The sequence below is a fragment of the Vibrio sp. QJM3NY_15 genome (assembly GCF_057785995.1).
The window spans coordinates 457,519-479,892 of the sequence record NZ_CM173517.1 but is presented as its reverse complement, the minus strand read 5'-3'; the positions used below and the strand labels follow the sequence as shown (position 1 = coordinate 479,892).

The 22,374-nt window shown below is 45.3% G+C and carries 22 protein-coding genes and 1 other RNA gene; 6 read left to right on the top strand and 17 right to left on the bottom strand.

Annotated elements, in window-relative coordinates; genetic code table 11:
* Positions 1–14: 14 nt before the first annotated feature.
* The 9 genes from murD to rsmI form a co-directional block, all read right to left on the bottom strand.
* Positions 15–1,331 (bottom strand): UDP-N-acetylmuramoyl-L-alanine--D-glutamate ligase, encoded by a 1,317-nt coding sequence (murD, locus tag AC3CKG_RS02145; protein ID WP_488528750.1) that lies wholly within the window; start codon positions 1,329–1,331, stop codon positions 15–17.
* A gap of 58 nt (positions 1,332–1,389) precedes the next feature.
* Entirely contained in the window at positions 1,390–2,472 is a 1,083-nt protein-coding gene (gene mraY / locus AC3CKG_RS02140; RefSeq protein ID WP_017109281.1) for a phospho-N-acetylmuramoyl-pentapeptide-transferase, read from the bottom strand.
* Positions 2,469–3,842 (bottom strand): UDP-N-acetylmuramoyl-tripeptide--D-alanyl-D-alanine ligase, encoded by a 1,374-nt coding sequence (locus AC3CKG_RS02135; protein ID WP_488528749.1) that lies wholly within the window; start codon positions 3,840–3,842, stop codon positions 2,469–2,471. The genes mraY and AC3CKG_RS02135 overlap by 4 nt, the downstream gene beginning before the upstream one ends.
* The gene (murE, locus tag AC3CKG_RS02130; RefSeq protein WP_488528748.1) at positions 3,842–5,326 is read right to left on the bottom strand and encodes a UDP-N-acetylmuramoyl-L-alanyl-D-glutamate--2,6-diaminopimelate ligase; all 1,485 of its coding nucleotides are present in this window, start codon (positions 5,324–5,326) and stop codon (positions 3,842–3,844) included. The genes AC3CKG_RS02135 and murE overlap by 1 nt, the downstream gene beginning before the upstream one ends.
* Positions 5,327–5,344: 18 nt before the next feature.
* Positions 5,345–7,102: a peptidoglycan glycosyltransferase FtsI gene (locus tag AC3CKG_RS02125; protein ID WP_017109284.1), complete on the bottom strand. Its 1,758-nt coding sequence runs from the start codon at positions 7,100–7,102 to the stop codon at positions 5,345–5,347.
* Positions 7,099–7,416: a cell division protein FtsL gene (gene ftsL / locus AC3CKG_RS02120; protein WP_017056040.1), complete on the bottom strand. Its 318-nt coding sequence runs from the start codon at positions 7,414–7,416 to the stop codon at positions 7,099–7,101. Before ftsL ends, AC3CKG_RS02125 begins: the two co-directional genes overlap by 4 nt.
* A gap of 3 nt (positions 7,417–7,419) precedes the next feature.
* On the bottom strand, positions 7,420–8,370 hold the full coding sequence (gene rsmH, locus AC3CKG_RS02115; protein WP_017084764.1) for a 16S rRNA (cytosine(1402)-N(4))-methyltransferase RsmH: 951 nt from the start codon (positions 8,368–8,370) through the stop codon (positions 7,420–7,422).
* 228 nt (positions 8,371–8,598) lie between these two features.
* Positions 8,599–9,038: RNase P RNA component class A (gene rnpB, locus AC3CKG_RS02110), an RNA gene on the bottom strand.
* A 176-nt stretch (positions 9,039–9,214) separates the two neighbouring features.
* A complete protein-coding gene (gene rsmI, locus AC3CKG_RS02105; RefSeq protein WP_017106823.1) occupies positions 9,215–10,081 on the bottom strand; it encodes a 16S rRNA (cytidine(1402)-2'-O)-methyltransferase in 867 nt (288 codons plus the stop codon).
* Positions 10,082–10,142: 61 nt separating this feature from the next.
* Here rsmI and AC3CKG_RS02100 point away from each other — a divergent pair, with 61 nt between their 5' ends.
* Genes AC3CKG_RS02100 through AC3CKG_RS02085 form a run of 4 tightly spaced genes read left to right on the top strand, consistent with a single transcriptional unit; the run spans position 10,143 to position 13,560 of the window.
* On the top strand, positions 10,143–11,960 hold the full coding sequence (locus AC3CKG_RS02100; RefSeq protein ID WP_488528747.1) for a penicillin-binding protein activator: 1,818 nt from the start codon (positions 10,143–10,145) through the stop codon (positions 11,958–11,960).
* Entirely contained in the window at positions 11,947–12,345 is a 399-nt protein-coding gene (locus AC3CKG_RS02095; protein ID WP_029223330.1) for a YraN family protein, read from the top strand. Before AC3CKG_RS02100 ends, AC3CKG_RS02095 begins: the two co-directional genes overlap by 14 nt.
* A 2-nt stretch (positions 12,346–12,347) precedes the next feature.
* Positions 12,348–12,938, top strand: coding sequence for a phosphoheptose isomerase (locus tag AC3CKG_RS02090; protein ID WP_010434705.1), 591 nt, complete (start codon positions 12,348–12,350; stop codon positions 12,936–12,938).
* A 16-nt stretch (positions 12,939–12,954) separates the two neighbouring features.
* Positions 12,955–13,560, top strand: a complete 606-nt coding sequence (locus AC3CKG_RS02085; RefSeq protein WP_281052619.1) for a BON domain-containing protein — start codon at positions 12,955–12,957, stop codon at positions 13,558–13,560.
* Positions 13,561–13,734: 174 nt separating this feature from the next.
* On the opposite strand, the gene sspB is transcribed toward AC3CKG_RS02085, so the two are convergent.
* The 8 genes from sspB to zapE all read right to left on the bottom strand — a co-directional run bounded on the left by sspB (position 13,735) and on the right by zapE (position 20,075).
* A complete protein-coding gene (gene sspB / locus AC3CKG_RS02080) occupies positions 13,735–14,214 on the bottom strand; it encodes a ClpXP protease specificity-enhancing factor (protein WP_488528746.1) in 480 nt (159 codons plus the stop codon).
* Between the two features lie 19 nt (positions 14,215–14,233).
* Positions 14,234–14,869, bottom strand: a complete 636-nt coding sequence (sspA, locus tag AC3CKG_RS02075) for a stringent starvation protein SspA (protein ID WP_009848943.1) — start codon at positions 14,867–14,869, stop codon at positions 14,234–14,236.
* Between the two features lie 97 nt (positions 14,870–14,966).
* Positions 14,967–15,704, bottom strand: coding sequence for a cytochrome c1 (locus tag AC3CKG_RS02070; protein ID WP_017106828.1), 738 nt, complete (start codon positions 15,702–15,704; stop codon positions 14,967–14,969).
* Positions 15,701–16,966 carry a cytochrome b gene (locus AC3CKG_RS02065; protein WP_009848941.1) on the bottom strand — a complete coding sequence of 422 codons (1,266 nt, stop codon included), beginning with the start codon at positions 16,964–16,966 and terminating at the stop codon, positions 15,701–15,703. Before AC3CKG_RS02065 ends, AC3CKG_RS02070 begins: the two co-directional genes overlap by 4 nt.
* Entirely contained in the window at positions 16,966–17,556 is a 591-nt protein-coding gene (gene petA / locus AC3CKG_RS02060) for a ubiquinol-cytochrome c reductase iron-sulfur subunit (protein WP_065105600.1), read from the bottom strand. Before petA ends, AC3CKG_RS02065 begins: the two co-directional genes overlap by 1 nt.
* A gap of 331 nt (positions 17,557–17,887) precedes the next feature.
* The gene (gene rpsI, locus AC3CKG_RS02055; protein ID WP_004740758.1) at positions 17,888–18,280 is read right to left on the bottom strand and encodes a 30S ribosomal protein S9; all 393 of its coding nucleotides are present in this window, start codon (positions 18,278–18,280) and stop codon (positions 17,888–17,890) included.
* 15 nt (positions 18,281–18,295) lie between these two features.
* Entirely contained in the window at positions 18,296–18,724 is a 429-nt protein-coding gene (rplM, locus tag AC3CKG_RS02050) for a 50S ribosomal protein L13 (RefSeq protein ID WP_010434689.1), read from the bottom strand.
* 247 nt (positions 18,725–18,971) lie between these two features.
* The gene (zapE, locus tag AC3CKG_RS02045; RefSeq protein WP_017109289.1) at positions 18,972–20,075 is read right to left on the bottom strand and encodes a cell division protein ZapE; all 1,104 of its coding nucleotides are present in this window, start codon (positions 20,073–20,075) and stop codon (positions 18,972–18,974) included.
* 219 nt (positions 20,076–20,294) lie between these two features.
* Between zapE and zapG the strand changes: the two genes are divergently transcribed.
* Both zapG and AC3CKG_RS02035 read left to right on the top strand, forming a co-directional pair.
* Positions 20,295–20,750 carry a Z-ring associated protein ZapG gene (gene zapG / locus AC3CKG_RS02040; RefSeq protein ID WP_102352312.1) on the top strand — a complete coding sequence of 152 codons (456 nt, stop codon included), beginning with the start codon at positions 20,295–20,297 and terminating at the stop codon, positions 20,748–20,750.
* A gap of 125 nt (positions 20,751–20,875) precedes the next feature.
* Entirely contained in the window at positions 20,876–22,231 is a 1,356-nt protein-coding gene (locus tag AC3CKG_RS02035) for a Do family serine endopeptidase (protein ID WP_488529217.1), read from the top strand.
* Positions 22,232–22,374 lie beyond the last annotated feature (143 nt).

Sequence of the window (22,374 nt, the reverse complement as noted above, 5' to 3'; positions counted from 1 at the left end):
AGTCCTTCAACACGTTAGGCATACTCATGAGCAAGTTCAGTGAACGCATCACCTCTCGCCATGAAGTTATTAAATTGATCGAAGCTTGCACATGCAGGAGACAACATCACCATGTCACCCGACACCAATTGTGCAGAGATACTCTCGATGATGTCACGCATGGTATCAAACGTCTTAGCCGATGGATGTAATGGCATAAATTGCGCAGCATCTTCACCGAAGCAACACAGTTGTACGCGGTCTAGTTGCGCCAACACGGGTTTAAGCTCGCTAAAGTCAGCACCTTTGCCCACACCTCCGACTAAGAGATACAAAGTACCTTGGTATTCTAATCCCGACAAAGCCGCTAATGTACTGGCTACGTTGGTCGCTTTCGAGTCGTTAACCCATTTGATTTCGCGTTTGTCAGCCACTACTTGGCAGCGATGCGTTAAACCGTTGTAGGCTTTCAGAGCTTCAAGGCTTTTGCTGTAATCAATACCAACTTGCTTCAATAATGCTAACGAGACTAACGCATTCGCCACGTTATGACGTCCAACCAATGTTAAATCTTGAGTAGCAAGTACTGACTTACCATTATCCACTAGCCATTCGGTGCCATCGACCATTGATACACCAAACTCTTGGTCATCAAGTCCAAATGTCACCAATGACATCGTATGGTCAGGATAAGTCTCTTTGTCTTCGCGGTTTACAATCGCGTACTGAGCATTATTAAAAATTCTTAATTTAGCGTCACGGTAGTCGGCCATGCCTTGATAGCGATCCATATGATCTTCTGACAGGTTCAAAAAGGCCGCCGCTGCAAGATTTAGACTGGATGTTGTCTCTAGCTGAAAGCTCGAAAGCTCAAGGACATACAAATCAGCATCAAGCTCAAGAAGGTCTAAGGCAGGAATACCGATGTTGCCACCAACACCTACGTTAAGACCGGCAGCCTTAGCAAGCACACCCGTTAGATCGGTCACCGTACTTTTGCCATTAGAACCTGTTATTGCCACGACGGGTTTGTCTACCGCCCAACCAAACAGTTCAATATCGCCAACAACCGAAGTTCCCGCTTGAATAACATCTTGTATTTCAGGGGTCGCTAAGGCGATACCTGGGTTAGCAACCACTAAATCAGCTTCCGCTAACCATTGGCTATTCCAACTTCCAGAATGCAGTTCTACCGATTCAGGCAAAGATTCTCGGCCTGGTGGTAGTTCTCGTGTATCAATCACTCTCACATGAGTGTGAGGCTGATATTTTACGAGATGTTTAACGACAGAGAGCCCGGTAATACCGAGCCCCACAACCACTACATTTTGAATATTTTGCCAACGTTCCATTTAAACAAGATGCTCTTAATAGTTTTAAAGAGCCTCTCATTAAGAGGCTCACATAGGATTAACGAACTTTCAGCGTTGCTAGGCCAACCAGTACTAATACCATTGAGATGATCCAAAAACGCACGATTACACGCGGTTCTGGCCAACCTTTCAGTTCATAGTGGTGGTGAATCGGTGCCATGCGGAAAATACGCTGACCACGCAATTTGTAAGAGCCCACCTGCAGAATCACTGACAGAGTCTCCATTACAAACACACCGCCCATAATAACCAGTACCAACTCTTGGCGAACTAACACAGCAATCACACCCAATGCACCGCCAAGTGCTAGCGAACCAACATCACCCATGAATACTTGTGCTGGGTAGGTGTTGAACCATAGGAAACCAAGTCCGGCACCCACGATAGCGGTACAAACCACAACCAGCTCAGAGGTGTATGGAATGTATGGAATGTGTAGATATGCCGCGAAGTTAACGTTACCTGTCGCCCAAGCAATCACAGCAAAACCAGCCGCAACCATAACCGTAGGCATAATGGCCAAACCATCTAGGCCGTCTGTTAGGTTCACCGCGTTACTGGTACCCACAATAACAAAGTAAGTTAGTACGATATACAGTAAACCAAGTTGTGGCATCACATCTTTAAAGAAAGGAACAACCAATTGAGTTGCTGCAGTATCGTGCCCGTGAGCATACAGAGCAAACGCCACAACCAATGCAATAGCCGATTGCCAGAAATACTTCCAACGCGCAATCAAACCATCAGTGTTCTTACGAACGACTTTACGGTAGTCATCAACAAAGCCAACCGCGCCATAACCTGCAAGTACAACTAATACAGCCCAAACATAAGGATTAGAGAGATCAGCCCACATCAATACCGTAATAATGATCGCAGCCAGGATCATCACACCGCCCATGGTTGGCGTTCCACGTTTGCTGAAATGAGATTCAGGGCCGTCATTACGAACAACTTGGCCAATTTGTAGCATTTGCAGACGCTCAATTAAACGAGGTCCCATCCACAGCGACAGACATAAAGCCGTCAAAATACTCGCGATTGCTCGAAACGATAGGTATTCGAACAAACGGAAAAAAGAAAAGTATGGCTGTAGTAGCTCTGCAAGCCAAATTATCATGAAAAGTTCTCCTTTAAAGCAGCGGCTATTTTACTCATCCCTGCACTGTTTGCGCCTTTCACCAACAAGGTGTGTGACGCGTTATTCGGCAAGCATAAGTGCTGCTCTATGTGTGCGATCATCGCTTGATGCGTTGCGAAGTGGGTGCCATTACAGACCTCACTAATCACCTTGGTATCATCACCGTAAGTGAGTACATGCTCAAAAGCGAATGGGGCAGCATATTCACCGACTTGACGGTGAAGTGCAAGACTTTCGTCGCCTAATTCAGCCATATTGCCTAAAATCAACCAACGTTGACCTTTAAAGCTCGACAGCAGTTTAGCTGCCGCCTTCATTGCAGGCACGCTAGCGTTATAACTGTCATCTATCAGCTTGATATTCTGACTTAATTGTTGAACCTCAACTCGTCCTTTGACCGAGATAAGGTTCGCTAAACCACTTTTTATTTCATCAAGCGTTGCACCAAATTGAATGCTCAACGCTGCAGCCGCCAACGCGTTCGCCACGTTTTGCTGACCAATAATACCAAGTTCAACAGCCGTAGCACCTAATGGCGTTTGCATATCAAAGCAAGCTTCGCCTTGGTCGTTGATTTCGATATTTTCAGCAAAATAATCGGCTTCATGGTTACTTTCAGAAAAAGTCAGTACCGTTTTATCCGCGAGTACTTCATTCCAAAAGCCCCCACCGTTGCTCTCTAAATTAACAATAGCAGTATCACCGGCAGCAAGCCCCTGAAAGATTTCACCTTTCGCTTGTTTCACGCCATCGATAGAACCAAAGCCTTCTAAGTGAGCCGCGGCCACATTATTCACCAAGGCAACTTGTGGTTTGACTAGCTGCGTGGTGTAGGCGATTTCACCAATATGATTAGCGCCTAATTCGATCACCGCATAGTCATCGCTTAGTTCACTGCGTAACAAAGTCAAAGGCACACCAATATCATTATTGAAGTTACCTGCCGTAAACAGCACCTTGCCACGCTGTTGTAGAATACTTGCCACCATCTCTTTGACGGTCGTTTTGCCACAGCTGCCTGTAATCGCCATGGTTGGAACATTACATTGCTCATGGATCCAAGCACTTAGCTGACCTAAAGCAAGTTTAGTGTCTTCAACAACAACTTGAGTAATATTTAGGTCAAGTTTTCGTTCGACTAACAACGCGCTCGCGTTTGCCTCAACGGCTTGATGGCAAAAGTCATGCGCATCAAAGCGCTCTCCAACGATAGCGACAAACAATGCGCCTTCTTCAACGGTACGAGTATCCGTTGAAACTGCATTGATTACGGTATTGTTCGAGTTTCCTGCCTCAATCAGCTCGCCATTAACAGCAAAACAAATCTGCTCGAGTGATACATCAATCATTATGAAATACCTAAAAGTTGTAGCGCAGACTCTCGGTCTGAATAATGTACCGTTTTGTCTTTCAATACTTGGTAATCCTCATGACCTTTACCTGCCAGAAGAATAATGTCATTGCTGCCAGCCTGCTCTAGAGCAAACTTAAGGGCTTGATAGCGATCGTGTTCCACAAATGCAGCTTCAGGTTCACTTAAGCCAGCCAGCATATCTTTAACAATCAACGCAGGGTCTTCACTGCGAGGGTTGTCATCTGAAATAATGCTTTTATCGGCGAACTGCTCTGCGGTTGCTGCCATCATTGGGCGTTTACCGGTGTCGCGATCACCACCACAGCCGAAGATTGCCCACAATTGTCCAGAGCAATGCACGCGCAGTGCTGCCAATGCTTTCTCTAACGCATCGGGCGTATGAGCGTAATCGACAACCACTTTTGCTTTGTTCGGAGTTTGGAAAAGCTCCATACGACCAATAACAGGCTGAAGCTGAGACGCGCTGTCGACCAAGGTTTGTTTGTCTATACCCAACGAAAGCAAAGTCGCAAAAGCAACCAGTACATTTGATGCGTTGAACTGACCAATCAGTGGAACAGAAAGCTTCCCTTGTCCCCAACTACCATCGAAAGACAGCTGAATACCAGTTTCTGCATAAGCGACATCAGATGCCCATACCGATTGTTGATAGCCCGTTAGCGGTGACAGTGAAACGGCTATGGCATTGGATAAATCTGACACCCAAGCTTTACCCACTTCGTCATCCACATTAATGACTGCGTGCTTGCATTTATGTTGAGTAAACAGGCTCTTCTTAGCCAATGCGTACTCTTCCATCGTGCCATGATAATCAAGATGATCACGACTCAAGTTAGTAAATACACCAACCTCAAAGTCCAACGCTTTTACCCGACCTTGCACCAAACCATGAGAAGAGATTTCCATTGCGGTATAAACCGCCTTATCTGCTGCTAACTCACTCAGTGTGCGCTGTATTTCAATAGCACTCCCCGTGGTGTTAGCAGCGGTTTTTAGATTATCTAAGAAACCATTACCTGTTGTACCCATTACCGCGGAACGTTGACCGACGAGATCAAGCCATTGAGCAATCAACTGGGTGATGGTGGTTTTGCCATTGGTGCCAGTGACACCGACCAATGTGGTCGCTTGAGAAGAATAAACACGGCCAGCTAATTCAGAGAGTATCAAGTTTAAGTCTGAAACATAAACCACAGGAACCGAGTTTAGCTTCTCAACCAAGCCGTGAGCTTTGTCATCGCCAGCTTGTGCAATGACGGCTTTCGCGCCTTGAGCGACCGCTTTATCTATAAACTGACGACCATCGACAGCATGCCCAACTACGGCAACAAAAATATCACCGTCCTTGATGGCACGACTATCCAACTCCAATTGCTCAACAGCAATCGACTCCAACTCAGGAGAACGAAAGTCTCCCCAAGGAGAAAGTAAAGATGACAGCGTGAGGCTATTACTCATATTGAATCCTGATTAGCTCTATTCTTGAAACTTGTTTTCATCAGCAGGGACGTTCAGTATTTGCAGTGCACCCTTCATGATTTCAGAAAAAACCGGGGCTGCGACTGAACCGCCATAGTAAAGGTCACCTTGAGGTTCATTAACCACAACAACCAACGCGACTCTTGGGTCACTGACTGGAGCAAAGCCTGCGGTCACCGCGATGTATTCATCACTGTAGCCGCCAGCTTCAGCCTTACGAGAGGTACCCGTTTTTGCTGCAACTCGGTAACCCGGAACAGCAGCTCTTGTTGCTGTGCCGCCTTTTTGAGTGACCCCTTCAAGCATTTTCAGAACCAGTTCCGCGTTCTCGCGCTTGATGATTTGCTTAGAAAAATCTTGGTCGTTACTCTTAATAATATGAATCGGTTCATACATGCCTTTGTTGGCTAACGTTGCATAAGCATGTGCCAACTGCATAGGCGTAACAGACAAGCCATAACCGAACGCTAAGGTCGCTATTTCAAACTTTGACCAACGACGGCGATTCGGGAAAATACCGCTCGTCTCACCAACTAAATTGAGCCCAGACATCTCGCCTAGGCCAACTGAACTGTACATACCAAGCAAAGCTTCAAGTGGCATGTTAAGCGCCAGTTTTGCAACGCCGATATTACTCGACTTCTTGAGGATCAGCGCTAAGTCAGCCTTACCGACTTTAGAAGAATCTCGTACGCGACTACCACCGATCTGCATAATGCCATTGCCAGTATCAATAATGATATCTGGGTCTGCAGTGCCGTTCTCCAACGCCGCCAAAACCACAAAAGGTTTCACGGTAGAGCCCGGCTCCATGGCATCGGTCAGTACGCGGTTACGCATCTTAAAGCTTTGTAAATCAGCACGGTTGTTCGGATTATAAGAAGGGGCATTAACCATGGCTAACACAGCACCCGTTTTTACATCGAGTAGTACCGCAGAGCCTGAAGTCGCCTTGTGATCAGCCACGGCTTGCTTGATAGCGCGATAGGCAATGGCTTGTAATCGTTGATCGATCGTTAATTCGAGTGGTTTGCCTTCTTCACGCTCTTCTAAAGCAATGTTTTCAACAACACGTCCATAGCGATCTTTACGAATAGTCCGTTTACCCGCCTCGCCCGTGAGCCATTTGTCATAGCTACGTTCAACGCCTTCCAAACCATGCCCGTCAATACCGGTCACACCGATAAGGTGCGCGCTGACTTCACCTGCCGGGTAGTAACGTCGAGATTCCGCTTTAAGGCCAACACCCACCAGCTTTAGTTCACGAATATACTTAGCCATCGCAGGGCTAACTTGTCTTTGCAGGTAAACAAATCGACGGGATTTGTTGCTAGAGATTTTATCGATCATCGATTGGCGTTTCAGGCCAAGTACGTCGGCTAACGCATACCAACGATCAATCTGGGCCATACCATTTTTATCGAAAATCGTTTTTGGATCGGCCCATACCGCTTCAACTGGAACACTCACAGCAAGCGGTTCGCCATTACGATCTGAAATAATACCGCGGGCGGAAGGAATTGCCTTAACACGTACCGAGCGAAGGTCGCCCTGACGAATTAAGTTATCTGGTTCAATAATTTGAATATAGGCGACACGGCCTACGAGTGCAGCAAAGGCAAGAAACACGAAAGCAATCAAGACGTTGAAACGCCACTTAATAAGAATTGGATCCGAATCCTTTTCGCTCTTCACACGCTCTTTCGTTGATTTATTAACGGTTTTCGCGGGTGCTTTTTCCTTTTTACCGGTCATTTCAGTGTGATCACTACTTCTTTGTCAGAGTCTGGACGTTTCATGTCTAGCTCTCGTTTTGCCGATGCTTGAACGCGACTATGTTCAGCCAGAGCCGTCTCTTCAAGCATTAAATTTCGCCACTCATCATCAAGCTGTTCTCGTTCCACTAATGCTGTGTCTTTTTGGGTAATAGCCTGACGTGACATATGTGTCGTAAGAACGACCCCCATCGCACTCGCGAAGATACAGATAAGAAGCACCAGTGGGACTTTACCCACGGAGATCAAATCAAAAAATATTATCTTGGCTAAGTTTGGCTTGGAGGTCTTCATTGACTATAGCTTTTCTGCGATTCGTAGTACTGAACTGCGCGAACGAGTATTCTCATCCACTTCATCTTTAGAAGGCTTGATCGCTTTACCAATTGGTTTTAGATCGGCACTGCCTAACGCTTTAATTTGGTCTTCTGTTAGCGGTAAACCGTGAGGAACTTGTGGTCCTTGGCTCTCTTTACGAATAAAGCGCTTCACCATGCGGTCTTCAAGAGAGTGGAAGCTGATAACAGAGATACGACCTTGAGGAGCAAGAATGCTTGCTGCGCCTTTCAGTGCGGTATCGATCTCTTCAAGTTCACTGTTGATATAGATACGAAACGCTTGGAATGCACGTGTCGCTGGGTGCTTTTTCTCTTTAAAGCTCTTTGGAGCTACGTCTGAGATAAGCTTAGCCAGTTGGCCAGTGCGCGTTAACGGTTCGTTCTCTTCGTTTTCTTGATAAGCAATGATGCCTTTCGCAATACGGCGAGCATGTTTGTCTTCACCAAACTCACGAATAACCCAAGTGATATCATCAAGATCCGCTTCAACTAACCACTGAGAAACAGGAATACCCGTTGTTGGGTCCATACGCATGTCCAACGGGCCATCTTTCATGAAGCTAAAACCACGTTCAGCATCATCCAACTGCGGTGAAGAAACACCTAGATCCAGTAAAACGCCATCCACTTGACCGACTAAGTCATAACGCTCTGCATATTCAGCCATACCAGAGAATGGGCCATGGATAATTGTAAAACGGGGATCATCAATCTTCTGAGCTTCAGCAATCGCTTGTGGATCGCGGTCGATACTAAAGAGGCGTCCATTCTCGCCCAGTTTAGACAGGATTGTACGGCTGTGACCACCACGGCCAAAAGTACCATCGATGTAGGTACCGTCAGGTTTGATCGCAAGTCCGTCAATAGATTCGTTAAGCAATACTGAAATATGTTTGAATGCTTCTGTCATAGTCTTCTCAGTGAGTGGATTGAGCCGTTAGTTAGGCAATAATTTGTTCTATTAACGTTTTAGTGTACTGATTTCACGCCGTATCTCCACCATATTGTGTATAGGCTTTGGGAATTTTTGACCCAAGCTTATATCAGGGTGAAGGATTCTAAGGAAATCTAAATAATTTACGTCAATATAAAGCAAAAAACCCATCACTACTGTTAAGTAATGATGGGTTCTTTATATAGGTGGAGTTGACACATACGCCGGGTTCTGTTCCGCTTGCGCGGCGGTAACCATTCGTCTAGGCCTGCAATCGCTCACAGGCTCAAGCAATCTACCCGCCCCCATACGCGAGCAGCGCAATGCGAGGGCCTATTTGATCTTGCTCCGGGTGGAGTTTACCTTGCTACGAACTGTTGCCAGCCGCACGGTGCGCTCTTACCGCACCCTTTCAGCCTTACCTGTGCCTCTTCCGAAGAAATGAGGCCATCGGCGGTCTTCTCTCTGCTGCACTTGTCGTGGGCTCGCGCCCCCCAGACGTTATCTGGCACCCTGCTCTATGGAGCCCGGACGTTCCTCCCCTCTACCAGTCTCCCGAAGGACTTCAACGTCAGTTTCCCGAAGGACCTCAACGTCAGTCTCCCGAAGGACATCAGCAAAGCAGCGATTACCCGTTCAACTCCGAGGGCGGATTGTATAGAGATTAGTGTGCAGTGTCTAGCGAGATCACAAATATGCTTCAAACCATTAAGCAAGTGCACGAATTTCACACAATCCAGGCTCAAAAAAAGGAGCGACGGTATTACCCTCACTCCTCACAAGCTTTTCAATACAAGTTAGCTACTCTATAAAGCGACCTCTAGTTGTCTAGATGCTCTAAGCCCCATTTGTATAAAGCGTTCTTTTTTAGGTTGTAGATTTCTGCTGTCATCGCTGCTGCTTTTTTAAGGGGCAGCTCTTTGGTTAGAATACCCAGCGTGCGAGTTGCTTCGTCTGGCAGCTCTGTGCTCGCTTCTTCACGATGACCATGAATCAGCAGCACCATCTCACCGCGCTTACGGTTCGAATCTTCTTCAATCCACTCAATAAGCTCACCGAGTGGCAACCCTTGAATGGTTTCGAATGTCTTAGTCAGCTCTCGCGCCAACACAACTTCACGGTCAGGGCCTAAGATCTCTAGCATGTCTTGTAGAGAATCAGTAATACGGTGCGGAGATTCGTAGAAGATACACGTGCGTTCTGCTTTTGCGATCTCTAAGAACTTGTCTTTACGACCTTTGCTCTTTGGCGGTAAGAAGCCTTCAAAGCTGAAACGATCAGACGGCAAACCAGACGCACTAAGTGCGGTAATCACAGCACAAGCACCAGGAAGTGGCACAACTCTCACACCCGCTTGACGACATTGTGATACAAGATGGTAACCTGGGTCACTGATTAAAGGAGTACCCGCATCAGAGACTAATGCGATAGACTGACCTTCTAATAACCTTTCAACTAGAACTTGCGCTTTAGTTTGTTCATTATGATCATGTAAAGCGAACGTTCTGGTGGATATATTGAAGTGAGCAAGCAGCTTACCCGTGTGGCGTGTGTCTTCGGCTGCAATAACATCGACACTTGATAAAATTTCAATTGCTCTTTGAGTGATATCTCCCAAATTTCCGATTGGGGTTGGCACAATATAGAGAGTTGGGCTCTCTGTGAGCAAGGTTTTGTTATCTGTCATTTGTTTACCATCACTTCAACGATTAATATAGATACAAATTGATACGGAATTTAAAGAACTCATGGCAACGATGAACCATAAGAGACTCAGTGTACCACGCTTACTCACTCCAATTGCATTAGCAATTACGTTGGCGGCTTGTTCTTCAGGCCCTCAAGCACCAACGCGTGTTGATATTACACTAGATCCAGCGCAATCAACTGAAAGTTACATGATGCAAGCGGATAGCAGTAAAGGAAGCCTGCAAAACGATTGGCTAATCATGGCACTGAAAGCCTCTGTGCCGGCCGGCAAAACCGATCAAGCGACTTTGCTGATCAAACGGTTAGCAAAGCAAGAGCTTAGCGAAGTGCAACAAGCCGAATGGCAACTGGCTCGCGCGCAGTTATTAGTAAATAACTCACAACCAGATCAAGCCTATAGCCAACTGAATTTCCAGCCGTGGTGGAAACTGCCTAACGAGCAATGGAAAGATTATCACGAGCTACGCGCTAACATTTCTGAGATGAAGAAAGAGTATTTCGAAGCGAGCCGTGAGTTAGTGCTTTATTCAGAATACGCAGATACTGATGAAGAAATCCAGCAGCAAACGGCTGACCGTATTTGGCAGAATCTGAACAGCTATTCTCAATATGAGATTCTAGAGCTTAAAACATCTCCTACCGAAGACGTTTTAGCGGGCTGGTTACAGCTGTCTATATACATGAAGACGCTCAACTCAAATCTTCCAGACCTACAGAAGACACTGTCTGACTGGTTAGCTGAGAACTCTCGTCACCCAGCAGCGCTTTATACGCCTCAAGCGATCACCGACATATTAGCGTTAGAAATCAGCAAACCGACCAGCACCGCGCTATTACTACCTTTAACAGGTAAGTACGGCAAGCAAGCACAGCTCGTTCGTGACGGTTTTATCTTTGCAATGATGAATGATAAAGAGCGCGAAGAAGATGCAACGCTGACTGTTATGGATACCAACGTACAAAGTGCCGCTGAAATTAAAGCAACACTGGAAGAAAACAACGTTGATTTCATTGTTGGTCCATTGATTAAGAGCAACATCACCAAGCTTCAACAAGCTCAGAAAAATCACGAGAACTCGATTCCTGCGTTAGCTCTGAACATTCCAGCGCAACTAGAAACTGATACTAATATCTGCTACCTCGCTCTATCACCAGAACAAGAAGTCGCTCAAGCAGCGAAACACCTTTTTGCTCAAGGCTACAAGTACCCGCTTATCCTAGCGCCGAAAGGACGTTTAGGTGACCGAGTAGAGCAAGCCTTTAAAGAAGAGTGGAAAAAATACAGCAGTAACGAAGTTGCGATTACCATGTTCTCTGACAAGCGCCAACTTCAGCGCAATGTGAATCAGGTATTTGGACTACAAGAAAGCCAACAGCGTATCGCTCAAATGGATGGCCTCCTTAACCTAGATCTAGAAACGGAGCCACGTAGCCGTCGTGATATCGACTCTGTCTATATTGTGGCTAAGAACTCAGAGCTCACGTTGATCAAGCCTTTCATTGAAGTCGCGATTAACCCAGATGCTGACCAACCAGCCTTGTTCTCAAACTCACGCAGCAACAGCGGTGATAAGCAGTACGAAGATCTAACGGGAGTGTTCTACAGCGACATCCCACTATTGGTTGAGAACAAGAACGAGCTGAACAAAGAGCTAAACGACCTATGGCCTGCACATTCAAATGGCCAAAAACGTCTGCAAGCGTTAGGAATGGATGCTTATTACTTAATGGATGCGCTTCCACAGATGAAAGCCGTTCAAGGTTACAGCATTCCAGGTGAAACCGGTGTATTGACTATCGACAATAATTGCATCGTACAACGTGAAATCAGCTGGGCAGAGCATGGGGCTTTTTAGCCGTCAGTTTCTCTCCAAACCAACAATCACCCACAAACAAGTGGGTGATAAATACGAGACCGTGGCAAAGAATTATTTAGTTCGCCACGGTTTATCGTTAATTGAACAAAACTTCATAGCAAAGTGTGGCGAAATTGATCTTATAATGCGCCATAACAATACGGTTGTGTTTGCTGAGGTAAAATACCGCAAGCAAACACGCTACGGACATGCCGCTGAAATGGTGACAGCAAAGAAGTCACAAAAGCTATTAAAGACAGCCAATGTTTGGCTTATGCAGCAAGGTTTGTCAGTACACTCTACAGATTTTAGGTTTGATATTGTTGCCATTGAAGGGCCGAATGACGATATTGACTGGATTAAAAACGCCATTACCCAAGGATAAACATGCTAGACAGCATTAAAGAAAGTTTTACAGAAAGTATTCAAATCCAAATTGCAGCAGCAGAAGCACTGCCTGACGCAATCACGCATGCCGCACAAGCAATGGTGGCGACCCTGCTCAACGGAAACAAAATCCTTTGTTGTGGTAATGGTGGTTCGGCGTCTAATGCTCAGCAGTTTGTATCGTGCCTACTTAATCGCTTTGAAACAGAGCGCCCTAGCCTACCAGCAATGGCGCTTATGGCTGATAACACCACACTAACTGCCGTGGCAAACGACTACCACTATGAAGAGATCTTCTCTAAGCAAGTACGCGCGTTTGGTCAAACTGGCGATATTCTGCTCGCTATCTCTACTAGCGGTAACAGCAAGAACATCATCAAAGCAATGGAAGCAGCGGTAACACGTGATATGACTATCATCGCCTTCACTGGTAAAGACGGTGGTGAAATGGCAGGTTTGCTTGGCGAACATGATGTAGAAATTCGTATCCCTTCACACCGTACAGCGCGCATTCACGAAGTTCACATGGTGACACTGCACTGCCTATGTGACCTAATCGATCAAGTACTCTTCCCTGCTCACGAAGAGTGATAGACGGAGCATCACAATGAAATCATTCACCTCTATGACGCTGTTTAAGCTGATTAGTGTTTCGCTACTTACACTTTCCCTATCTGGTTGTGCTGGCATTTTCATTGCTGGTGCAGCAACCACAGCGAACTTAGTCACCGATACACGAACCACCAAACAAATTTGGAACGACAACAATATTGAATTTGAAGTCGCAGCCATCACCAACAAACAACCATACCGTGGCAACGTTCGCATCACTGCTAGCTCTTACCGAGGTTCGGTTGTATTGATGGGACAAGCGACCACTGACTCAGAACGTCGCGCGTTTGAAAACCAGGCCAAAGACGTGGCAGGCGTAGAAAGCATCCATAATCAGGTGCGAGTAAAAGAACCATTGACCATCAGTGCTATTAGTAACGACAGCTGGATCACCACTAAAGTGAAATCAGCCCTTCTTGCAAACGCAGATCTCAACGGCATTAAGGTTAAAGTCATCACTGAAGATTCAGAGGTATTTTTACTGGGGTTAGTATCTCGAGAGCATGCTGATATCGCGACAGAAGTTGCCCGTAATGTTTCAGGCGTAAAACAGGTGATTCGAGCATTCGAATATGGAGAAGAGGACGCTTCGGTAAACTAAGGTTCCTTGAGCTCACTTACACAGACTTAAATGACTTAGCTGGCTTAACTGACTGAGCTACTGAGTTAACAAAGCCTAACGAAATGAATCAGGCGAATAAAAACCAGAAAGCACAAAAAGAAAAAGCAGCGATAAATCGCTGCTTTTTTTATTTGGAGTTATTTAAAAATAACGCTATTTGATAACACGAAGGCTTGGTCGACCTTTTGCAGGGCGAGGTGGCTCAGGATCTGAATCAGGCTCTTCCGCATCAACGTCTGCCGTTGCTACGCTCAAAGACGGGCCTTTTTCTGGTTCTTCAAAAGGACTTTCTTCAATCACTTCTTCAAACGCGTCCATGTATGCCTCTTCAGGTTCAAACATGGTACCAGCACCATTCTCACGAGCATAAATCGCTTGTACTGCATATAGAGGAACGATCACTGAGTGTGGACGTCCGCTAAAGCGAGCACTGAACGTAACAGCTTCGTTACTAAGTTCAAGTTGCCCAACCGCACGAGGCGCGATGTTCAGAATGATCTGACCATCTTGAACAAACTCTTCTGGAACTCGCACACCCGGTAGTGTTGCTTCAACAACAAGATGTGGCGTTAGTTCGTTATCAACCAACCAATCATAGAATGCACGAAGCATGTATGGTCGGCGTGGTGTCATATTAGAAATATCCATACGCTTAGCGAACGAGTCGCATCTCACGTTCAGCTTCTGTTAGAGAAGCTAGGAATGAATCACGTTCAAATACGCGGTTCATGTAAATCTTAAGCTCTTTAGAACCAGGACCAATCAGTTCGATACCAAGCTCAGGTAAACGCCATAGTAGCGGAGCAAGGTAGCAATCAATTAGGCTAAACTCTTCGCTCATGAAGTATTCATACTCAGCGAAGATAGGAGCAAGAGTCAGTAGATCATTGCGCAGTTTAACGCGAGCAGCTTCTGATTCTTCAGCGTTGCCTTTAACGATCTTCTCTGCAACTGAATACCAGTTGCGCTCAATGCGGTACATCATTAGACGGCTATTACCACGTGCAACCGGGTAAACAGGCATCAATGGTGGATGAGGGAAACGCTCATCTAGATATTCCATGATGATCTTTGAGTCATATAGAGCAAGCTCACGATCAACAAGGGTAGGTACTGATTTGTACGGGTTCAGTTCAACAAGCTCTGCTGGTAGATTTTTTTCATCTACTAACTCAACTTCAACACTTACGCCTTTTTCAGCAAGAACAATGCGCACCTGATGGCTATACATATCAGAAGCACTTGAGAAAAGAGTCATTACAGAACGTTTATTGGCAGCTACAGCCATGGAGCCCTCCAGTACACTTTAAATAAAAACAATGGAGGCCTAAAGCCTCCATTGAACATTAACATAATTTGGGAATTAGCACGGTATTATAGCACAATTAGTGCACATCACGCCAATACTCTTTCTTCAGTAAAATCACAATGATAGTGAAGATTACTAAGAAGGCCATTACCCACCAACCCATAGCGTGGCGTTCAAGCTGTACTGGGTCACCCGAGTAAACTAGGAAGTTAACAAGATCGCGAACCGCGTTGTCATACTCACCAGTGCTCAATTCACCAGAACCGTCAGTTTCAGTACCAACAACAACCTTAACTTCCTCACCATCTACCATGTGAGTATCGTAGATTGGCGTTGGGATACCTTGCAGCTCTTCCAGAACATGCGGCATACCAACACTTGGGAAAACAATGTTGTTCACACCAAATGGACGAGACGGATCTTCATAGAAAGTACGAAGGTACGTGTATAGCCAATCTGCGCCACGAACACGAGCAACCAATGTTAGATCTGGTGGTGGAGCACCAAACCAGCTAGCTGCTTGGTCAGAAGGCATAGCGTTAACCATCAAGCTACCAATTTTCACTTCAGGATCGAAGATTAGGTTTTCCTTCATTAGGTCTAAAGGAATCTCTAAATCATTCGCAACACGTTCATAGCGTTGGTACTGCGTTGAGTGACAAGCGAAACAGTAGTTCATGAACATCTTAGCGCCATTTTGCAATGAAGCTTTGTCTGTTAAATCATTGTTTGCTTTGTCTAATGGTACGCCTGCTCCCGCTGCCATCGCTAGAGACGGCAACATAGCAAATAAAATTACAATCCACTTTTTCATTTGAATGTCACCCTTTCTGGTAATGGTTTCGTCGCTTCATTTTTACTGTAGAACCACAGCAGAACGAAGAACATGAAATAACCTAAGCTAAAGATTTGAGCCAGTAATGTGTATGTTGGCGTTGCTGGAAGCGCACCAAGGACACCAAGCGCAATAAAGCTTATTGTGAATTGGATGATGTTAATCAAATGCAGTTTGCTACGGTAACGGTAAGAACGCACTTTACAACGGTCGAACCATGGCAGTAGGAATAGCACAACAATAGAAGCACCCATTGCAACCACACCCAGTAGCTTATCTGGAACAGCACGTAGTACCGCGTAGAACGGCGTGAAGTACCAAACTGGAGCGATGTGCTCAGGTGTTTTCAGTGGGTTTGCAGCTTCAAAGTTAGGCGGCTCAAGGAAGTACCCACCCATCTCTGGGTTAAAGAACAGCACGTAACAGAACAAGAATAGGAAACCAGCAACACCTACCATATCTTTCACCGTCCCGTATGGGTGGAAAGGAATAGAGTCGATGATGTCGTATTTCTTAGTGTAATCCTTGTGGAATGGGAACTGAGTCTTGTAGTCGTCGCCCATAGTGCCTTTAGGAAGCTTAGTCTCGATACCGTCAGGGTTATTCGAACCAACTTCGTGCAGCGCTAGTACGTGAAGTACGATAAGCAGCAACAGTACGATTGGTAGCGCGATAACGTGCAGTGCGAAGAAACGGTTCAGCGTTGCACCAGAGATGATGTAGTCACCACGGATCCAAAGCGTTAGGTCATCGCCAATTACAGGGATCGCACCAAACAGAGATATGATTACCTGAGCACCCCAGTAAGACATTTGGCCCCATGGTAGTAAGTAACCCATGAAAGCTTCAGCCATAAGTACTAAGAAGATCAACATACCGAAGATCCAAAGTAGCTCACGAGGCTTTTGGTAAGAACCGTAGATTAGACCACGGAACATATGCAGGTAGATAACAACGAAGAACGCAGAAGCGCCAGTCGAGTGCATATAACGCAGTAACCAACCATATTCCACATCACGCATGATGTATTCAACAGAAGCAAACGCACCTTCACCAGACGGCACGTAGTTCATTGTTAACCAGATACCCGTAAGGATTTGGTTAACCAGGACCAACATTGCCAAAGAACCGAAAAGGTACCAAAAGTTAAAGTTCTTAGGCATTGGGTATTCAGATAAGTGCTTTTTGTAAGCATTCATCGCGGGTAGACGTTTTTCTACCCAATCAAGCAATCCTTGCATTATGCGTCTCCCTCGTCCACACCGATCATGATCTTAGTGTCACTCAAATACATATGCTTTGGTACAACAAGGTTCAATGGAGCCGGTACGCCTTGGAATACTCGACCAGCCATATCAAACTTTGAACCATGACAAGGACAGAAGAAACCAGACTTAACACCCTGAACCTGTTCTGCGAAAGAATCTGGCAGGTAAGTTGGAGAACAACCTAAGTGTGTGCAGAAACCAACAGCAACGAAGAATTCCGGCTTAATCGAACGGAACTCGTTCTGTGCGTAGTCTGGTTGTTGTTCAGTCTCAGATTGAGGGTCACGAAGTTGACCACCGATCGCTTTTAGGTTCTCTAGTACCGATTCAGCTCGGCGTACAACCCATACAGGCTTACCTTGCCACTCGACACGAACCATTTGTCCCGGTTCTAACTTACTGACTTCCACTTCCACCGGCGCGCCTGCAGCTTTCGCCTTAGCACTCGGATTCCATGATTTAATAAAAGGCACGGCTACAGCAGCTGCTCCTAAACCACCAACAACGGCTGTTGTTGCGGTTAAGAAACGCCTGCGACCGTTATTTAAAGGCGCGTTGCTCATCCAAACATTCTCCCATTTGCTCCTTATGGATTGAAATAATTCCGAATAAAGAGCATGGCTAACAAAATATGTATTTAGTTCTATTTATTGACGGCAAATGATAAATAAAACCCTACTTTTTGACAAGATAAAGCTACCTTTTTGTAACAATCATGAGGCAAAGCGCACATTGGGTTACAAAAGCTTTCAAAATATAAGAATTTGGGAATAAAACGAGGAGGGAAAAGCGTTTAGCGGGGGCCAGAAAGACAAAAAGCCCGGCATATAGCCGAGCTTTGAACCACAATTCCAGTAATAAAACTGGTCGCGTGTATTTTTCGGTAAGGAAAAATTAACGCTTAGAGAATTGAGGTTTACGACGTGCTTTACGTAGACCAACTTTCTTACGTTCAACGCAACGAGCGTCACGCGTAACATAGCCAGCTGCACGTAGAGCAGGACGTAGAGTTTCATCGTATTCCATAAGAGCACGAGTGATACCGTGGCGGATTGCGCCAGCTTGACCTGAAATACCACCACCAGAAACAGTGATGTAAAGGTCAAGTTTCTCAGTTAGTTCAACTAGCTCAAGAGGTTGCTTAACAACCATACGAGAAGTTGGACGACCGAAGTAAACATCAAGGCTACGCTTGTTGATTACGATCTCACCAGAGCCTGGTTTGATGAAAACACGAGCTGCTGAGCTTTTGCGACGACCAGTGCCGTAGTATTGATTCTCTGCCATTGTCTTAATCCCCAATTAGATGTCTAGTACTTGTGGTTGTTGAGCAACATGGTTGTGCTCAGTACCAGCGTATACTTTAAGCTTACGGTACATCGCGCGGCCTAGAGGACCACGTGGAAGCATACCTTTAACTGCTAGTTCAAGAACCATTTCTGGTTTCTTAGCAATTAGCTTTTCAAAAGTGATAGTCTTAAGACCACCTGGGAACTCAGAGTGACGGTAGTAAACCTTACCCTTAGCTTTGTTACCAGTCACAGCAACTTTCTCAGCGTTAACAACGATGATGTAATCACCAGTGTCTACGTGAGGAGTGTATTCTGCTTTGTGCTTGCCGCGTAGGCGAGAAGCGATTTCACTTGCTAGACGGCCAAGAGTTTTGCCTTCAGCGTCTACAACATACCAGTCGCGTTTTACAGTTTCTGGTTTAGCAACGAAAGTTTTCATGCTAATAATTACCTATTTAAAAAATTTACACTTAAGGAATACTCGCGTATTCCCACTGTCTAAGAGTTACCATTCATCACCCCTTCGAGTGTTGGAAAACTCTTGGCATAACGTGATTTTACTCATCGCTAGAGGCCCGCAGTAACGGTAGGTCGCAGGATTATAGAGAAGAGCGAAGAAAAAATCACCTCTTTTTGAACAAAATCACGATTTTTTTAATTCTCTTTCGTATTCGAGATAATAGGAGCTAAATTAAGTGTTCTTTCGCCAAGTATTCATGGCTCTGCATTTCGATTAAACGCGACTGACAACGTTTAAACTCAAACTCTAGCTGACCATTTGTGTACAATTTTTCTAACTCAACTTCCGCTGAAATGATTAATTTCACGTGGCGCTCATAAAACTCATCGACTAACGCAATAAAGCGCCTCGCCGCATCGTCTGACGTCGCCCCCATCTGTAAAACATCCGCTAATAAAACCGTGTGATAAACCTTAGACAGTTCGATGTAATCATTCTGACTACGAGCTGACTGACAAAGTTGTGCAAAAGTACCATGCAACACCCCATCACTCGCTTCAATGACATCCAATTGGCGATGGTTGACTTCGATCTGCTTGAGCTTCTCTTTATCTTCACCGACCAACTGTGCGTAATATTTCTCTAGATTAATATTGGCTTGGTTATCTAATGGGTAATGATAGATCTCAGCTTGCTCTAAAGTTCTCAGTCGGTAATCAATACCGCTGTCTACATTAAGGATGTGACAGTTTTCTTGAATCAGCTTAATCGCAGGTAAAAAGCGTGCACGCTGTAAGCCATTACGATAAAGATCTGCAGGTGGGATATTAGAAGTAGCCACCAAGATAACGTTACGCGCAAAGAGCTCTTGGAACAAAGTCCCTAAGATCATGGCGTCTGTAATGTCTGAAACAAAGAACTCATCGAAACAGATAATATCGGCTTCTTGCTTTAGTTTGTCAGCCACCAGTGGTAATGGATCACTCACATTACCGAGCGCTTTCAGCTCATCATGAACTCGATACATAAAGCGGTGAAAGTGAACTCGCATTTTTTTAGTGGTCGGTAAGGCTTCGTAAAACGTATCCATTAGATAAGTTTTGCCACGCCCTACACCACCCCAAAAATAGAGGCCTTTGGGAGGCGTTGGCAACTCGGGCTTTTTACCTAGCAATTTCTGGAATCGCGTAAGTTGAGGAACTGGGGTATTCATGTAATCTTGGAATTGATGAAAGAGTTCATCTAAAGATTTAACTGCTTGCTCTTGTGCTGGATCTCTTTGAAATCCATGTTCTTTTATATCTTGTTCGTATTTTTTAACGGGATTCATGACGACATTTCCACAATGAAAGCGATATCAGACAGCGAAGAAAAAGGTACCCAAACAGCACGAGAGATGGTTTGATGCGATGAATAAAGCAACACTAAACTGCTATCCAGCGCACACGCATTTCTCTTTATACTGCGGCTTTCTCATAGTACCATGGAGCCGTATCACGTGTAACTAAGCAGTAACAAACATGTTAAAAAACAATAATAAGGAGCTGTTATGCCTTGGATGTATGCCGTTGCCGGTTTACTAGTCGGAGTTATCTTAGGGGTCGCTATTTCTCGTCTCATGACGCCTGAATACAAAAAACAAAAGAACGTACAAAAAGAATTAGATAGTGCAAAGTTTGCCCTTGAGCAGCAACGACAAGAACTTGCTGACCACTTTGCTAAATCAGCAGAAATGTTAGATACCTTAGGTAAGGACTACACAAAACTGTATCAACACATGGAAAAAACAAGCTCAGAGCTGATTCCTAATCTGCCAGAGCAAGACAACCCGTTTGTCAAAACAGCCGCTGCCCATTCGGATAAGACGCAAGACAAGACTTCAACTAAAGAGGCTGCTCTTGAGGAACAACCAAAAGATTACGCTAATGGTGCAACCGGTTTATTTAAAGAACAGAAGAAAGAAATCATTGATGCTCCTGATGTAGTCACAGCAAAAGCATCGTAAACATTTAACACTTCTTGAACTTTACAAAGGTTTTTGAGTCATAACTTTCACTCAGGTCATTTGAAACTTCTCATACTTATTAAACGTATAAGAGGGTTAAGACCTTAACTAGAGAGGAGTTTATGATGAAAAAACCTTTGCTTGCTTTATCAGTACTGACTTTAAGCTTAAGTTCAATCATCACCCCAATTCAAGCAACCGCCGCACTGCCATTAAGTGTGGGTAATGAACAATTACCGAGCCTGGCTCCGATGCTTGAACAAGTGACCCCCGCTGTGGTTAGTATTGCCGTTGAAGGCAAACAGGTACAACGTCAGCAAATCCCTGAACAATTCCAATTCTTTTTCGGCCCAGAGCAAACACGAGAGCGCCCATTCCGCGGATTAGGCTCTGGTGTCATCATTGATGCTAAAAAAGGCCATATTGTCACCAACTATCACGTGATTAATGGCGCTGACGATATCAAAGTGAAACTGCATGATGGTCGAGAATATGATGCAGAGCTGATCGGTGGCGACCAGATGTCTGATATCGCATTGCTCAAATTAGAGAAAGCCAAAAATCTTACCCAGATAAAAGTCGCAGATTCAGACAAACTCAGAGTCGGCGATTTCAGTGTCGCTATCGGCAATCCATTTGGACTTGGCCAAACCGTGACATCCGGTATCGTTTCAGCGTTAGGCCGTAGCGGTCTCAATCTAGAGAACTTCGAGAACTTCATTCAAACCGATGCCGCGATTAACAGTGGTAACTCTGGAGGCGCATTAGTGAATCTTAACGGTGAACTGATTGGTATCAACACGGCTATCCTAGGCCCTAACGGAGGCAATGTCGGCATCGGCTTTGCAATTCCATCCAATATGATGAAGAACCTGACGGAACAGATCCTCGATTTCGGTGAAGTGAAACGCGGCATGCTAGGTGTTCAAGGTGGAGAAGTCACTTCTGAACTCGCTGAAGCACTCGGCTATGAATCAAGCAAAGGGGCGTTTGTTAGCCAAATTGTCCCTGATAGCGCAGCAGACAAAGCCGGTTTAAAAGCGGGTGACATTATTGTCTCTATCAACGGTAAGCGCATTGATACCTTTAGTGAACTAAGAGCGAAAGTGGCAACACTAGGCGCAGGCAAGCAGATTGAACTCGGTGTTATCCGCGATGGAAAAAGCAAAAGCTTTGATGTGACCCTCGGCGAATCAACCAACAGTAAGACACAAGCAGAAAAGCTCCATGAGGGACTTGCTGGCGCAGAGCTCACCAACACAACAGACAGCGACTCAGCAACAGGCGTGAAGGTGTCAAGTGTGGCTCAAGGCTCACCAGCAGAAGCTTATCAACTTCTCAAAGACGACATCATTATTGGCGTCAATCGCCAAACCGTTAAGAATCTTGCTGAATTTAGAGAGATACTTGAGAAACAGCCGGGTGTATTGGCGCTCAACATCCAACGAGGCGACCGGACCATCTACCTTGTGATTCGATAACCATTCATCACAATGTTTAAAGGGAGGCGAAGTAGGTTTGATTGAAACTTACTCTGCTTCCCTTTTCTTTAGACGAATCAAAATGCTATGCTTCACTCGTAATTAAGTCGTCCATCCATCGGTGGAAGCTTCACACCTTACTT

Coding starts and splice junctions, on each gene's coding strand:
- murD (WP_488528750.1), bottom strand. CDS start 1,331: ATGGAACGTTGGCAAAATATTCAAAATGTAGTGGTTGTGGGGCTCGGT.
- mraY (WP_017109281.1), bottom strand. CDS start 2,472: ATGATAATTTGGCTTGCAGAGCTACTACAGCCATACTTTTCTTTTTTC.
- AC3CKG_RS02135 (WP_488528749.1), bottom strand. CDS start 3,842: ATGATTGATGTATCACTCGAGCAGATTTGTTTTGCTGTTAATGGCGAG.
- murE (WP_488528748.1), bottom strand. CDS start 5,326: ATGAGTAATAGCCTCACGCTGTCATCTTTACTTTCTCCTTGGGGAGAC.
- AC3CKG_RS02125 (WP_017109284.1), bottom strand. CDS start 7,102: ATGACCGGTAAAAAGGAAAAAGCACCCGCGAAAACCGTTAATAAATCA.
- ftsL (WP_017056040.1), bottom strand. CDS start 7,416: ATGAAGACCTCCAAGCCAAACTTAGCCAAGATAATATTTTTTGATTTG.
- rsmH (WP_017084764.1), bottom strand. CDS start 8,370: ATGACAGAAGCATTCAAACATATTTCAGTATTGCTTAACGAATCTATT.
- rsmI (WP_017106823.1), bottom strand. CDS start 10,081: ATGACAGATAACAAAACCTTGCTCACAGAGAGCCCAACTCTCTATATT.
- AC3CKG_RS02100 (WP_488528747.1), top strand. CDS start 10,143: ATGGCAACGATGAACCATAAGAGACTCAGTGTACCACGCTTACTCACT.
- AC3CKG_RS02095 (WP_029223330.1), top strand. CDS start 11,947: ATGGGGCTTTTTAGCCGTCAGTTTCTCTCCAAACCAACAATCACCCAC.
- AC3CKG_RS02090 (WP_010434705.1), top strand. CDS start 12,348: ATGCTAGACAGCATTAAAGAAAGTTTTACAGAAAGTATTCAAATCCAA.
- AC3CKG_RS02085 (WP_281052619.1), top strand. CDS start 12,955: ATGAAATCATTCACCTCTATGACGCTGTTTAAGCTGATTAGTGTTTCG.
- sspB (WP_488528746.1), bottom strand. CDS start 14,214: ATGACACCACGCCGACCATACATGCTTCGTGCATTCTATGATTGGTTG.
- sspA (WP_009848943.1), bottom strand. CDS start 14,869: ATGGCTGTAGCTGCCAATAAACGTTCTGTAATGACTCTTTTCTCAAGT.
- AC3CKG_RS02070 (WP_017106828.1), bottom strand. CDS start 15,704: ATGAAAAAGTGGATTGTAATTTTATTTGCTATGTTGCCGTCTCTAGCG.
- AC3CKG_RS02065 (WP_009848941.1), bottom strand. CDS start 16,966: ATGCAAGGATTGCTTGATTGGGTAGAAAAACGTCTACCCGCGATGAAT.
- petA (WP_065105600.1), bottom strand. CDS start 17,556: ATGAGCAACGCGCCTTTAAATAACGGTCGCAGGCGTTTCTTAACCGCA.
- rpsI (WP_004740758.1), bottom strand. CDS start 18,280: ATGGCAGAGAATCAATACTACGGCACTGGTCGTCGCAAAAGCTCAGCA.
- rplM (WP_010434689.1), bottom strand. CDS start 18,724: ATGAAAACTTTCGTTGCTAAACCAGAAACTGTAAAACGCGACTGGTAT.
- zapE (WP_017109289.1), bottom strand. CDS start 20,075: ATGAATCCCGTTAAAAAATACGAACAAGATATAAAAGAACATGGATTT.
- zapG (WP_102352312.1), top strand. CDS start 20,295: ATGCCTTGGATGTATGCCGTTGCCGGTTTACTAGTCGGAGTTATCTTA.
- AC3CKG_RS02035 (WP_488529217.1), top strand. CDS start 20,876: ATGAAAAAACCTTTGCTTGCTTTATCAGTACTGACTTTAAGCTTAAGT.